The organism is Lysinibacillus sp. NPDC093688 (assembly GCF_050280145.1).
GTDB classification, from domain to species: Bacteria; Bacillota; Bacilli; order Bacillales_A; family Planococcaceae; genus Lysinibacillus; species Lysinibacillus xylanilyticus_B.
On sequence record NZ_JBNNUX010000020.1, the window covers coordinates 27,174 to 40,185 of the forward strand.

The 13,012-nt window shown below is 34.9% G+C and carries 12 protein-coding genes and 1 pseudogene; 3 read left to right on the top strand and 10 right to left on the bottom strand.

Annotation, left to right across the window (positions count from 1 at the left end):
* The coding region (locus ACQKN2_RS15825; protein ID WP_427415796.1) for a hypothetical protein at positions 1–801 on the top strand (801 nt) is incomplete at its 5' end.
* Between the two features lie 71 nt (positions 802–872).
* Here ACQKN2_RS15825 and ACQKN2_RS15830 read toward each other — a convergent pair.
* Both ACQKN2_RS15830 and ACQKN2_RS15835 read right to left on the bottom strand, forming a co-directional pair.
* Positions 873–2,609 carry a recombinase family protein gene (locus tag ACQKN2_RS15830; RefSeq protein WP_427415797.1) on the bottom strand — a complete coding sequence of 579 codons (1,737 nt, stop codon included), beginning with the start codon at positions 2,607–2,609 and terminating at the stop codon, positions 873–875.
* A gap of 369 nt (positions 2,610–2,978) precedes the next feature.
* Positions 2,979–3,545, bottom strand: coding sequence for a recombinase family protein (locus tag ACQKN2_RS15835; RefSeq protein ID WP_427415798.1), 567 nt, complete (start codon positions 3,543–3,545; stop codon positions 2,979–2,981).
* 827 nt (positions 3,546–4,372) lie between these two features.
* On the opposite strand from ACQKN2_RS15835, the gene ACQKN2_RS15840 reads away from it, so the two are divergent.
* A complete protein-coding gene (locus ACQKN2_RS15840) occupies positions 4,373–4,720 on the top strand; it encodes a type II toxin-antitoxin system PemK/MazF family toxin (protein ID WP_427415846.1) in 348 nt (115 codons plus the stop codon).
* Positions 4,721–4,899: 179 nt separating this feature from the next.
* Here the strand turns inward: ACQKN2_RS15840 and ACQKN2_RS15845 are convergent, their stop codons facing one another.
* Positions 4,900–5,100 (bottom strand): hypothetical protein, encoded by a 201-nt coding sequence (locus ACQKN2_RS15845; protein ID WP_427415799.1) that lies wholly within the window; start codon positions 5,098–5,100, stop codon positions 4,900–4,902.
* Between the two features lie 573 nt (positions 5,101–5,673).
* On the opposite strand from ACQKN2_RS15845, the gene ACQKN2_RS15850 reads away from it, so the two are divergent.
* Complete coding sequence (locus ACQKN2_RS15850; protein WP_427415800.1) at positions 5,674–6,474, top strand: TIR domain-containing protein; 801 nt, start codon at positions 5,674–5,676, stop codon at positions 6,472–6,474.
* Positions 6,475–6,667: 193 nt separating this feature from the next.
* Here the strand turns inward: ACQKN2_RS15850 and ACQKN2_RS15855 are convergent, their stop codons facing one another.
* From ACQKN2_RS15855 to ACQKN2_RS15885, 7 genes and pseudogenes are all read right to left on the bottom strand, one after another.
* Positions 6,668–6,973: a hypothetical protein gene (locus ACQKN2_RS15855; protein WP_427415801.1), complete on the bottom strand. Its 306-nt coding sequence runs from the start codon at positions 6,971–6,973 to the stop codon at positions 6,668–6,670.
* A gap of 224 nt (positions 6,974–7,197) precedes the next feature.
* Complete coding sequence (locus ACQKN2_RS15860) at positions 7,198–8,145, bottom strand: hypothetical protein (protein WP_427415802.1); 948 nt, start codon at positions 8,143–8,145, stop codon at positions 7,198–7,200.
* A gap of 157 nt (positions 8,146–8,302) precedes the next feature.
* Positions 8,303–9,115: a hypothetical protein gene (locus tag ACQKN2_RS15865; protein WP_427415803.1), complete on the bottom strand. Its 813-nt coding sequence runs from the start codon at positions 9,113–9,115 to the stop codon at positions 8,303–8,305.
* 472 nt (positions 9,116–9,587) lie between these two features.
* A pseudogene (locus ACQKN2_RS15870) lies at positions 9,588–9,743 on the bottom strand (prepilin-type N-terminal cleavage/methylation domain-containing protein); the annotation flags it as partial.
* A 10-nt stretch (positions 9,744–9,753) separates the two neighbouring features.
* Positions 9,754–10,827 carry a competence type IV pilus assembly protein ComGB gene (comGB, locus tag ACQKN2_RS15875; RefSeq protein WP_427415804.1) on the bottom strand — a complete coding sequence of 358 codons (1,074 nt, stop codon included), beginning with the start codon at positions 10,825–10,827 and terminating at the stop codon, positions 9,754–9,756.
* A complete protein-coding gene (comGA, locus tag ACQKN2_RS15880; RefSeq protein WP_427415805.1) occupies positions 10,805–11,824 on the bottom strand; it encodes a competence type IV pilus ATPase ComGA in 1,020 nt (339 codons plus the stop codon). The genes comGB and comGA overlap by 23 nt, the downstream gene beginning before the upstream one ends.
* A gap of 553 nt (positions 11,825–12,377) precedes the next feature.
* The gene (locus ACQKN2_RS15885) at positions 12,378–12,860 is read right to left on the bottom strand and encodes a hypothetical protein (protein ID WP_427415806.1); all 483 of its coding nucleotides are present in this window, start codon (positions 12,858–12,860) and stop codon (positions 12,378–12,380) included.
* Positions 12,861–13,012 lie beyond the last annotated feature (152 nt).

The following is a 13,012-nucleotide window of genomic DNA, read 5'->3' on the forward strand; positions in this document are numbered from 1 at the left end:
CCTGCAATGGATTCTCTCTATCAATCCAATAAGGCTATAGCTTCCTCCTTATCAGCTTTGGATTTGTCAGATACACTCAGTGCTGTTAGTAAAATGGGGGGGTCTCTAAGCTCTGCAATGGGGGCATTCAAACATTTTGAGCCAAAACACTTTTTTGAAGTTCAAGAATTAGTTTCTAGACAACTTCAAGACATTGAAGAAGCCTATGAAGAATTTAGATATTCTAGTTCTTCCTTAGTCAAAGAAGATAAAGCTCCTTATTCAGTCAATAACAATCAATCTCTGACCGAGGAAGATGTCAGGAGAATTGTTAATGACATGCAAAGTCAGCAAAATGTAAAAAAATCTCCATTTAAAGACTTTGTTAGAGATATTTTAGTATCTTATGGTACTGATGCTTTAAAATCTTTAGTAAATCTCGTTTTATTGCCTTTAGTCTCCATAGCAATTAGATACCTTATAGAAAATCACTACGAAATTATCAATGCTATCCAAAACTCTGTTGATAATGGTATTTACGTTATAGGCTACATCTCAGCAAAAAAATATATCAAAGAACAGGGATTAACTTCTTATGAAAATGTAAACAGGATCGGTATTTTAAGAGTATCCTCAAAAGTTCGATTAAGTTACTCAAGACATTCCGCTTTCAGCTCTAATGTAAATATACCTAAAGATACAATAGTAAACATTATAGAAAAAAGAAGAAATTGGGTTAAGGTAGAGGCACAAATAGAAGAGCAAAATATTGAAGGTTGGATTGAAGAATCCAAAGTGATCAAGTTCAAAAAAGAAAACTAAAAAAAATACACGCATACAATCGGATCTATATGCGTGTTTCTTCCTATATAATTGATACCCTCTGTAACCATCTATTGATGTATAAAATCTCTCTCATGTTGTTCTCTAGCTTCGTTATCCTCAACAAGCTGGTTCCAATGTTCCTTAGCTTCTTTATGACTCCTTCTTACAGTGATTCCAAAGGGTATCGTTTGAAGCTCAACGTTAATTGGGTTTTCTTTGAAAATGCTGTTGAACTCTTGAATTTCATCGTCATAGTTAGGCATAGTAAAAAAATATTCAAGCTCATAGTCAGTGACAACTACCTTTTGCAAAAACTGTAGCTTTTCTTCAATATTAAAACTCTGATTCTTCCTCAACTGTTGAATAAGGTCTTTTTTCTTCTCTACTTTCTGCTTTAACCTTTGAATCTTTTCAACATTAATAGCTTCATATTGAATTTCTAATACTTCAAGTTCTTGTATAGCAACATCATATTTCTTTTCAAAACCTTTAACTAGCCTGTTGTTACCTTTCTTTTTGTACTCTTGTATAGAATCTAATAGGTTGTCACAGGCATCATGTAATTGGTCAATCTGCTCCTGTAGCTGTTTTCTAGTTCCATCTACACGAACAAGCTCTGTAGCTAAACTATTCTTCAGTTCCTTATATTGAGATTGCTCTTTCATAGTGTCCGCTAAGAAATTGATATTGATTTCCTCTAATCCCTTGTTCAAATTATTTAAAGCGATACCTCTACAACCACAGCTAGCTTGCTTCAATCTGCTATTACACATATAGTTGATTTTCTTTTTCTTACCACTTCCTGTAGTTGTATGCTTCTTAAATCCTTTACCACATACACCACACTTAATCTTCTGAAAGTATATATCATTATAAGAAACTTTCCTACCTCGCTTTTTTATAATAGTATTAACCCTACTTAAACGAACCTTTTGTGCTTCTTCATACTGCTTATCTGAAATAATACGAGGAACTGCATTAGGGATAGTAATGAACTCACTTTCATCTCTACGCTTTCGTTCAGTTGATGTTACATCATCTTTATACGTTTGATGCACAACCGCTGTTCCTGTATATATACGATTCTTGATGATGCGTGTAATTTTATCACTTGACCAAAGATGATTTCTTTGAGTGGGTATTTTCTTTTCATTTAATTCCTTAGAGAGAATCATTCCACCTTTTTCAGCATAACTGTCGAAAATGTACGCTACAATTTCAGCCTGTTCAGGAACTTTTACAATTTCCCTTTGTTTATCCCATGTAAAGCCATAAGGAAGCCTAGCGGGTCTATATCTATGTTTTCTAGCATTATGTTCCTTAGTAAACTTTATCTTTTCACTTAAATCTTGAGAATATCCTTCTGCAACACTGAACAAGATAGTTAGCATTAACTTCCAATTCTTGTCTTCTGTAGAAACTCCCCCGTGTTCAAATCTAATATAAACCCCTAAAGCTCTAAGCTGTTTAGCTGTTGACATACCAATTTCTTCATTACGAGCATAACGGGAAACATCTTTAGTGATAATGTAGTCAAATTCAGGCTCTCTGTCTGATGTATGAAAAATGTCGCTATCTTTAACTCGTTCATCAAAATCCAATCCTGCTCGGTACATCATTTCAATGAATTTCTCACGTCTAGCATTAGTGCCACTGAAACCTTCATCTGCAAAGATTTCAACAAGTTCGAAGTTATGTTTTGCACAGTACTCCTCATAAACTTCTCTCTGCATAGCTAAGGACAATTTTTGTTCCTCTTTATCTGTTGAAACCCTTGTATAAACTACCGCTCTTTTTCTTTTCATATCGCTTCGATTCCTTTCACGTGGGGTGTAGATGTACAAGGTATTATGTATTTCTACACACCAATTAGTTAAATATCGGAAATAATGGGGTATAAGTACCTTTGGTAGCCCATCGCTCCAAAACCTCCCAAATGGCTTTCTGTGACGCTTCAATCTTTACACGACGAATGTATCAACTCGATCTCTAGGAGCGAGCCACGAAGCCACGAAGCCCCTCTAACAAGCCTCTATCACTCTGTGTCACACTCAAAACAAAACGATGATTTTACACGTCAACTCATAAAAATCGAGTGTGTCATAAAGCCCTATAAATCAAGGTTTTCGTCTGAATATACATGAACGTCACCTTTTGAAAAACAAGTAAAGTTGTTATATTTCTTTTGCTTTTCTCTTTCTAGCTTCACGCTTTAAGGTACTCATGCTAATCCCTGTGATTTCTTCTACCTGTGAGAATGAATGTGTTTCTTTCAGCTTCATAGCATGATCAAGCTGTGCCTTTGTATATGTAGGCTTGCGCCCTTCACGATAACTTGGATTTTGTTTTGCTATCGCTTTCCCCTCTTGTGTGCGCTCCACAATCATGTCACGCTCGAACTCTGCAAATGCAAAGAAAATATTTTTAATAAGCTTTGAAGCAGGTGTGTTATCCAGAAGCCCTATGTTCAAAATATGTACTCTTACGCCTTTTGCAATTAAGTCTTTTACTAATTCACTACCTTGTGAAGCTGAACGAGCAAAACGGTCTAACTTTGTTACCATAAGCGTATCACCTTCTTTTAGTACGCTTAAAAGTTCATTAAATTGTGGTCTATCTGTTTTCGTGCCTGTAAACTTTTCTTTATAGATGATTTCAGCACCGTTCTTCTTCAAATCTTGAATCTGTGCTTCTAGGTCTTGACCTATAGTTGAGACACGTGCATATCCATATACTGTCATTTCCATTCCTCTTCCCACACTTATTTATGACACTTAATTACGACACCAATTGATACCTTGATAATACAGTATCACTCCAAAGGTGTCAAAACTTAAAAGTTACGACACCGAAAAGTATATTCCCATTTTATTTAAATTAGTTTAAAATATCCATTAAAGGAGATGAACCTATGAAGCAAAAAAACCAATTTACATCCTATTGCAAAAAGAAAATATTCAGTAGGACGAACTTAACTTTTATAATACTAGTGTTATCAACCATCATTTTTTGGATAAAAAAAGATGAGAGTTTGTCTCTTGGTGAATTTATTTCCCTCGCTAGTGGATTAGTTTCAATAGCTCTTGCATTTGTGGCAATAATAATCGCAGTAGGAGAAAGTTTTAAAGCTAATGCCACCGAAACGAAAACTAATATTGCCCTAGAATCGGTAATCAAAAATGTACAAGAAATGTCATCACTAATTGAAGCACTAAAACAAGAACAAATAAATCTTATACATAAAACCGATGAAACTCATGCTAGGTTTGATAAATTTTACGCCAATGGTATGTCTGAACTTAACCCAACAGAACCTACAGAAGCTACAGAACCTGTGGAACCTACAGAAGCTTCAGAACATGCGGAACCTACAGAAGCTACAGAACATGCGGAACCTACAGAAGCTTCAGAACATGCGGAACCTACAAAAGCTACAGAACATGCGGAACCTACAGAAGCTTCAGAACCTGCGGTTTCTATTAAATCTATGATAAATAGGTTTCTAAATAAATCACCAAAAGCATCTAGCATTAATGATAGCAACAAAAACTTAAACAAGTATCTAGGTATATGTAAAAGAGGTGATATATTCTTTGCAGATTTATCTTCTGTTATCGGTAGCGAACAAGGTGGATTTAGACCTGTATTAATAATATCTAATGATATTAATAATCGATATAGCCCCACAGTTACTGTTGCAGCAATAACTGCACAAATTCAAAAAGCTAAATTGCCAACTCATGTAGAACTTAATTCATTAGAAAGTAACCTACAAAGGGATTCAGTTGTATTGTTAGAGCAAATTCGAACTATTGACAAATCTAGATTAACAGAAAAAATAGCAAACTTAGACTCTGAAACAATGTCGAAGGTAAACCAAGCTATAAAAATACAAAATGGGCTTATTGATTTTTAATACCTCATCGTATCGTCCAACTGTAACAGCACGACAAAAGTGAACCAGTACAGCGACCTCACACGCATCGAAAAATCATCCCGTGAATAGTTGGTCACTTCAATCACGCTCACACGCTTATTAACAAGCACACCACAGCTTAGTGATGTGCTTGTTCTTTTTACAGCTATTTTGATTGCTTATTCTGCTTTGCAATTTTGTAGTAGTTCTTTTTTTAATCTATCTACAAGTGGCAGAATTTCCTTTAGTTTTTTATAGTCCTCAGGGTACTTATCGAGCAATAACTGTTCCGTTTTCCCGATACCTTCCTCCTGTAACTCTTTAATTAAAGCATCTCTAAACACAGGTACTTTCCTGTATAGTTCGTATGTCGTTAACATTTTCATTTCTCCTTGTTTAGTAAGTTTATTAGCTTGCCAACGTGCGAACACTTTCGGCATCGGTCATAATCGGAACATTATGGAACACCTTAAACAACTCGTCACAATGTTCTAAATACATATCTGCTAAAGGCTCTCTATGCTCCATAACGATTGCCTTTAGTTGCCTCTTCTCATCATTTAGAATCTTTTTATCGAACTTCCATTTTTTCTATGTGGTAATTTATTACAAACTAACTCCTTCTCGTAAACACCTTAGTCCCTCTATAAAATTTTTGTATACACTCACACGCTGTAGATGATGGTACATTTACCTTTTTTGCACTGCTTCGATATGGATAACTATTTAATTTGAGTATTGTATAGGAATTTTCCAATGAACTTCTGTGCTATAAAGTTGAATAAACTTCTAAGACATTTAGCCCTTATCGTATCGGTTGGAAGTAACAGTAGATCTTATTTGATGCACCTATACCATTCTTCTACCAACTCACCTCTCTACTATGTTATGATTTCTATGGTATATAGCAGTTTTATTCTGTAAAGAAAAAGTAGAGATGAGGTTAAATCAAAATGGACAATAGTAAAAAAAGGGAACTAATAAATAATCTGATTGAAGAGATGCAGAACATGGAATATCAAAGTGGTTCATCAAATCTTTCAGATTTTTTGGCTACAGGAGAAGTAATTCTTACTAAAATTTTCAGCCAAAACTCAAGCCATACTGAAAAGTTCAAAAAAGTTAAATTCACTCCTGGTATGATAGCCCTAGGAGCAGATAACACTTCTACATATATAAGTAGTTTTCAAAGAGGAAAAACTTCAATGATAAGTGTATTGAATGGAGCTGTAAAAGAAATAGAGTTGGAAGAAGAATTTTTCCCATCTACTCCTTCTCTACCTTTAGACACAGAAGTAGCTGAACCTACAAAAAGTAACAAAGTATTTATAGTACATGGTCATGATGTTGGTCTAAAAAATGAAGTTGCACGATTTGTAGAAAAATTAGGTTTTGAAGCCGTGATTCTTCACGAACAAGTAAGCAAAGGTAAGACTATTATAGAAAAGATAGAAGAATATTCTGAAGTAGGATTTGCTATTATTTTATATACTCCTTGTGATGAAGGTAAAGCAAAGTCATCTGAGCATTTCAACAGTAGAGCTAGACAAAATGTAGTTTTTGAACATGGTTACTTCACCGCTAAACTAGGTCGCAATAATGTGGTTGCTCTACATAAAGGTGAAAACCTTGAATTACCTAACGATATTTCAGGTGTTGTCTATGTTAAATATGAAGACGGTACATGGAAAACTCAAATTGCCGATGAAATGGACGCTAGTGGATACCAAATCAACTATAGATTAGTTAGATAGTTCGTTAATATAGGACTTATGTTATTCCCATTCCATAAGTCCTTTTCTAATATCTCACATTCATTTCTATAACTTCATAGAAAGCTCTGTAGATGTTGTCCCACCAACCATTCTTCTGCTCCGTTTTCAACGCCCACAGGTGATACAGGTTCGTTAAACACGCCTAAGAGCTTGGTACGCTTTTTGTTGTAAGCTAACTCAAGGCTTTGAGCTTCTTGTTAAGCTCATTCAACTGCTTTGCTTGCTCTTCTTGGTTCATTTCCAATTTAGACATTCTCTCTAGTATTTGTCCTAGCATACTGATCACTTGCTTTAGAAAGTCTTTATCATCCAATGCTTCTTTTTTCAATACATCACTTACTTCATCTTTTGATTTTCTGTATGTTTCAAGATCTTTTCGAGCTTGTTCTTCAAGTAATAAAAATTCCTCTGAATCAGGTGGCAATGTGAATATGTTGCGTTTTGGTTTACGTCTATAACTCTTTTTTTGTTTCTCCATCTCTGTTCCTCCCTATGTTCATCTTGAAATAAGATAATCTCTATCAGTAATATAAAAACTAATAGGATTGTGGTTGGCTCTACTATCTGTTATGGAATTTTAAACAGTCAGAGACGTAGTCTTCATCCTCTAACCCGAGAGCAATCTACGCACTTAAATATGCGCCTAGCTGATTTTCAAATCGTCTGAGCGCTGTTCTGAGGGACTTAACAAAACACATCAACCTATTGACGTGCTAGTAAGAAATCATAGATCATATTCTTCTTACCTAAATATAGATTTTCTATCTCATCACGACACGCTTTAAAGTGACGACGGTAGGTTTGCAATTGACTATCAGTAAGAAGCAATCTGACATAATTCTCGTTATCTGCATCCTTAGAGCGCTTGATAAGGTCAATGAAGTCCTTCTTACCTTTATTGGTCTTTACCTTCTTCTCATGGAAATTAGAGTACGTTAGGCATGGAATAAACAACTCTGCCTTTAGTCGCTCAATGATAAGGGCATGATTTAGATTAGCAAAGGACATATTATCACTCTCTTTGAAGTACATTTTCACCTCAAAACGGTTAGTGAAATTGCTATCCAGTGATTTATCTTCTACTTTGCGGTCATAATGAGAATTAACTGCGGTTTTGTTAGGATTTGCAGTTGAACCAGACCACGAGGACGTACCAAAATTTTTTTGCTTTTGGTTGCCATTACGTCTAAGGAAAGCACTATTGTTGAATGGGGTTGTATAGTCGGTTGCTATATCTAAGCGAGTGATAAACCATTTAGGATTGTTTAGAATATCGAGTATCACAGAGCTATTGCCTTGTAGGTTGTTAGTGAATTTTGAATGAAGTTGAATCTCTGCATTAACACCCTTATTGTAAGGTTGAATCTTAATATAAACACCGTAATATTCCCTTAAATCAATGATATTTTGTATGATTGTAAAGCCATTTGGTTGCACTTTCCGCTCTACGTAATAGTTAAATTCCGGAAGAAAATTTTCAATTTCATCACTTGTTAGCATTGCCTTTAGCTCTGCTCTATCAATGCAAATTTGACGCTTGTATGATCTGATTATGTTATTTTCATCTATCTCAAAATAAGGTTTGTGTTTGTTTGGAACTGAAGAAATATCCTTTCCAATTACCGATTTTATGTTACCTACCATTTTCAATCTAACTCTCTATCCTTCCCAACATTGAATTATCAATTTACTAATTAAAAACTAGAATAAAAATGATAATTAATTATTCAATAATCAATCAGTTCCTAGGGTTATTATAGGGCGACAAAGCACCCCCAAAAGAAAGGCACTTTGTCAAAACTCAAAATTATAATTCACTAGAAGACTTACTATCTGCCTTTTTTCTACGTACTTCGGGTGGAAGGTACTCTATTCCATCTGTTTCACACATTTCTTTGTACTGTTGCTCTACCCTTTTTACCTGTTTCTTTTCACGTTCCGCTCGTACTTCGGGTGTTTCGTAAGTTATTCCATGAGCTTTACATTGAGCCTTATATTCATCTTCACTGTTAGTTGGCTCTAAGACTTTGACAGGCATTGTAATGGCAACTTGTCCTGTATCTGCAACTGTTGCTTCATCAACAACCTTATAGCCACGTTTTGCCATGTTATTCACCTTACCAATACCTACGCCAATTGCTGTAGCTGTTGTAGTCTTACTTCCAAAAATTTGAGCAGATAGACTACCATTTTCAAGTATGACCACTGCTGTAGATACAGCGTGTTCTTGTCGATGTTTACCTAAAGGAAGTACACCGATATTCCCAAACTCATAATTGCCATCGGGATTTAATCTGTGAACAGAAGGTCTATCATTATCAAAACCCGTTTTGTCATAGATGTTATTTTGATTTATCCACGCTTCCCAGAACACTTTATCACCGCTAATAACTTCCAGAAGTGCAAGTCTATCTTCGGAGTTAAACAAGAACTTAATACCTTTTTCAATGTAATCTTTTCTCTTTTTAGTGCGGTGTTTAGCTAGTCGCAAAGACTCGTATAGTGTTCTCCCTGCGCTAATTAACGATAAGTCAATACCATATTCAACAAACAAATTCCTCACCGTACTAAGTTGTTCATTAACAATACTTCTACTAAATTCGTTGCTTTTCTTTGTCATTGTTGTTCCTTCTCTCTTAAAAATAGTGATTGTTTCTACTTGTCAGTGTAATTCCTCAATCTGTTGAGTGTACATTATCTGAAATTGCAATGCTTATGGATCTGGCATTAACAATTCCTATTAACACTATAAGATCCCTCGATAGCAATAAAATGCTATGATTGTTTCCATTTTAAACTAAAGTTAACAATAAAACAACTTTTAATAATTCAAATTGATTAGTGTTGCAAACACTAATCAATACTTATTACCTAATCAACCACTATCGATAAACATTCCTAATTACCTATTTCCTCTTCAAGAATAATCATGTAAACCTTTTTAACAAAAGAAAACACACTAAACCATTTGTTGGTAGTGTGCTTATCTGAAATCACTAGAAGTGGAACTAAAATATTAATTATGCATTTACACTAAAAAGCTATAAACCCTTGATATGACTAGATTTATAGATACGGTTGTCTTTGTATGCAATTATACTCACATATGCTTTACAGCCCTTCTCATCGACGGTAGCAAAATGTTTTGTAACATTAGGGATTGTAATTAAAATTAATATGGAAATAATCAGAAGAACAATTAGCATTTCAATCAAGGTAAAACCTGCTTGCTGCTTTATACGTTTCATTATTATCCTCCTATACTAGTTCAATCATGTGATATATTGGCAATAATAAACTTACATATGCGGCAACTATACACATCGCAATAATGATAAAGAAGGTTGGCTGCACAAATGCAAGGATTTTATGCAATAGTTGCTCTTGCTTTTCTGTCAATAATTCGCTGTACAGTACTAGCTCTTTTCCTAAATAGCCACTTTGCTCTCCATGTTCGACAAATGTCGAGAAATCCTTCTGCCAAACCGTCATCAAATTAACGGCTTGTGTTAGCGTATCACCCAAAACAACACGATCCTTTATACATCGCGCTAGATATTGTAGAAACGGTTGAAGTCGCTGCTCCTCTAGAATTTTTAGGCTTGCCTGTAAAGAAAACCCACTTTGTAGCAGACTCCCTAAATAAGCAGCAAATTGTCTCGTCAAAGACATTCGTATATAAATCCGAATCAAAGGAGTTTTTAGGTTAATATTTAACTGGCGAGCAATCGGACGTCGTTTGAGAGTAAGGTGGAAAATGAGAATACTACAAAATACTGCAATGCCTATGAACATTAAAGCATCGGGAAGATGCAATAATGCCTTTGACAAAGCAATGCTTGTCTCCTCAGTGCCGGTCGTTCGACTAGTCACCATTTTTTCGATATTAGGAAAGAATATGGTGCGAAACACTAAAAACAACAGCAACATAAATAAAATAAGTACTACTGGATAGAGGAGTAGTTTCATTAATTTTTTCTTCGTTGCTTCACTCAAAGTCATTTGCTTTGCCACGCCTTTTAACGTCTCTATCATATATCCATTGTTTTCTGCAACTGTAATGGCTACTAAATGGTGTTTGGGAAGTTGTAATGCTTCAAACACTCCTGAAACACCGACTCCTTGTCTTAGCTTTTCATTGATTAGCTTTTGTATGTCTTCATGCGCTTCAATATGATGAGGTAATAGAATAGAAATAGCCTGTGGAAATAAATAACCTTCCTGCATTAACACGCTTAATCGACTAAAAAAATGGGCTTGCTCCTTTACGCGCCATTTTGTTGCCTTCTTGTAAGCCAAGCGAATTCTTTCAATAAACTTTCGTATTCGCATAGTGATGACTCTCTATTATTTCTTTTTGGCCTACAAGTGTTAAATCATGTGGTAGCTCATAGCTAGTTTTTTGCATAATTGCTTGGATGGCCATTTGAAGATGAACATCGCTTAATATTTCAAACAATGCACGGCGTTCTTCTTGTATTATGGGTGATTGGAAAAGTGTTTGAGCTACTATACCTACCACCGTTTGACGGAGTTCTTCAACTGAAATACCTAAGTCAATGAAACGATAAAGACAGTTTACCGAATCCTTAGCATGAATTGTCGAGACCACTAAATGACCTGTTAAAGAAGCTTCGACTGCGATTTTCGCAGTCTCTTTATCACGTATTTCACCAATCATAATAACGTCCGGTGAGTGGCGTAAAATAGCCTTTAAGCCTGCAGCATATGTAACGCCAGCTCGTTCGTTTACTTGAATCTGTAAAAGATTAGCTTGATTATTTTCAACAGGATCTTCTAAAGAAATTACATGACGATTTAGCTCTGTCGAACAGTAATGGATAAGAGAATACAAGGATGTTGATTTACCAGAGCCTGTCGCACCTGTGAAACATAAAAGTCCTTGTTGATGTTTCACTAGTTCCATCAACATGTTTGCTGCATATTTGGAATAAGATAAGGAAGTAAGTGGGAATGCATGATTTTGTAGAAGTAGACGGATAATTAGGCTTTCTTTTAAAAACACGGAGGGAAGTGTCGAGACACGAAAGGCATATTGATCTTGTTCCATAACTTTTTGGAAGGAGCCGCTTTGGGGTTTTCGCCGCTCGCTAATATCTAATGCCGCTGAAAATTTATAAAAGGAAATCATTCGTTCCGCAAGATCGTTTGGTAACTCACCTGCTTGGAGTAGCTTATCATATTTGCGAAAATAAATACGATATCGCTCACTTTCCGGAACTAATAGTAAATCTGATGCACCGAAATGATAGGCTTTTAGTAAAAGTTGCTCACACTTTCGTTCAACAACCGTTTCAAAATTTTTCATATTCGCACCCCTCTTCTGGTTTAGTCGAATATGACCGCTCTATTCGTTATGTCCTAGTATAGATAGGAACCTGTAGCAAGAAAAGCCCTTTTCTTAAAATAAAAATTTGCTATAAAATTTCCTATCAAACATGTTTTTTGCTATAAAAATGTGGATAACGTGCTAATTTCCAAAATGTACTACGGTTCGTTCAAGAATACAAACTAAGGCAGTAATTTTCTCTCATAAATTACTCATTATATTCACAAATCCAAACACATCAAAACATCCTGTAAGACAATTACCAAAACGACTTAGTTTTCGATAAAATGAAAGAGGCTACCGAAATAATACGGCAGCCTCTTTATTCTTCTAATCGCCTATTTAAATCTCTTGGTTATTTAATAGCAACTTAATGGAATGATATGTTTGCGAAGACCTATCCAATTCTAATGCCTGCCCATTAATTTCAACCTAACTTTATATTTATTAAGGTAAATATGATAATAGACAATATCCCTACTAGAAAGATAACCCTATATATTATTAATTAATAAAATACTATTTTTTCTTATTAACTATTATTTTGCAGCCAATCATCAAAGGATTTTTCCAAAGTTTTTTCTTGGTTATCATCTGAAGGATCTAACTCCAATTTATATATACAGTAATTCCCCCCCTCTACAGTACCAGTATTTTTTGGCACATCTAAAATACCACCGTAATAAAATTCCCACACGTTTTCACTTACATGATAAGCTGTTACTGCATGAATGATATCATTATTCTCATTATATCTAGTAAAATGACAATGATTGTGTAGAAACATAGTATATTCAGATAGTTCATAATCAAATTGATTCAAAACTTTTGATGCTAACTCTTCATAAATATCCGTTTCCATATGGACAAGGTAACTAATTTCACCTTCAGTAATCTGAGTCGACACATCCTTAATGGACTTCATCTTTAGATATTCTTCAATAAATTCTTGAATTCGTATAATGTTTACAGAGGAAAATCTCTCTACCAAATAAATATTATAATGTAACTTCAATACTAATATTTCCCCTCCTAATTCTTGTGATTTTCGAAACATTATCTATTATAGTCAGGCAATCACTGGTAGGACGGTGCTAAATTCTTCATTTTTTATAGCACTTTTTGGATATAATCAATCGAAAAGACTTAAGATAAGCACTACAAATA

What these genes read in the sequence shown, in the direction of transcription:
- ACQKN2_RS15850 (WP_427415800.1), top strand. Translation starts at nt 5,674, where the DNA reads ATGGACAATAGTAAAAAAAGGGAACTAATAAATAATCTGATTGAAGAG.
- ACQKN2_RS15835 (WP_427415798.1), bottom strand. Translation starts at nt 3,545, where the DNA reads ATGACAGTATATGGATATGCACGTGTCTCAACTATAGGTCAAGACCTA.
- ACQKN2_RS15855 (WP_427415801.1), bottom strand. Translation starts at nt 6,973, where the DNA reads ATGGAGAAACAAAAAAAGAGTTATAGACGTAAACCAAAACGCAACATA.
- comGB (WP_427415804.1), bottom strand. Translation starts at nt 10,827, where the DNA reads ATGCGAATACGAAAGTTTATTGAAAGAATTCGCTTGGCTTACAAGAAG.
- ACQKN2_RS15845 (WP_427415799.1), bottom strand. Translation starts at nt 5,100, where the DNA reads ATGTTAACGACATACGAACTATACAGGAAAGTACCTGTGTTTAGAGAT.
- ACQKN2_RS15830 (WP_427415797.1), bottom strand. Translation starts at nt 2,609, where the DNA reads ATGAAAAGAAAAAGAGCGGTAGTTTATACAAGGGTTTCAACAGATAAA.
- ACQKN2_RS15865 (WP_427415803.1), bottom strand. Translation starts at nt 9,115, where the DNA reads ATGACAAAGAAAAGCAACGAATTTAGTAGAAGTATTGTTAATGAACAA.
- comGA (WP_427415805.1), bottom strand. Translation starts at nt 11,824, where the DNA reads ATGAAAAATTTTGAAACGGTTGTTGAACGAAAGTGTGAGCAACTTTTA.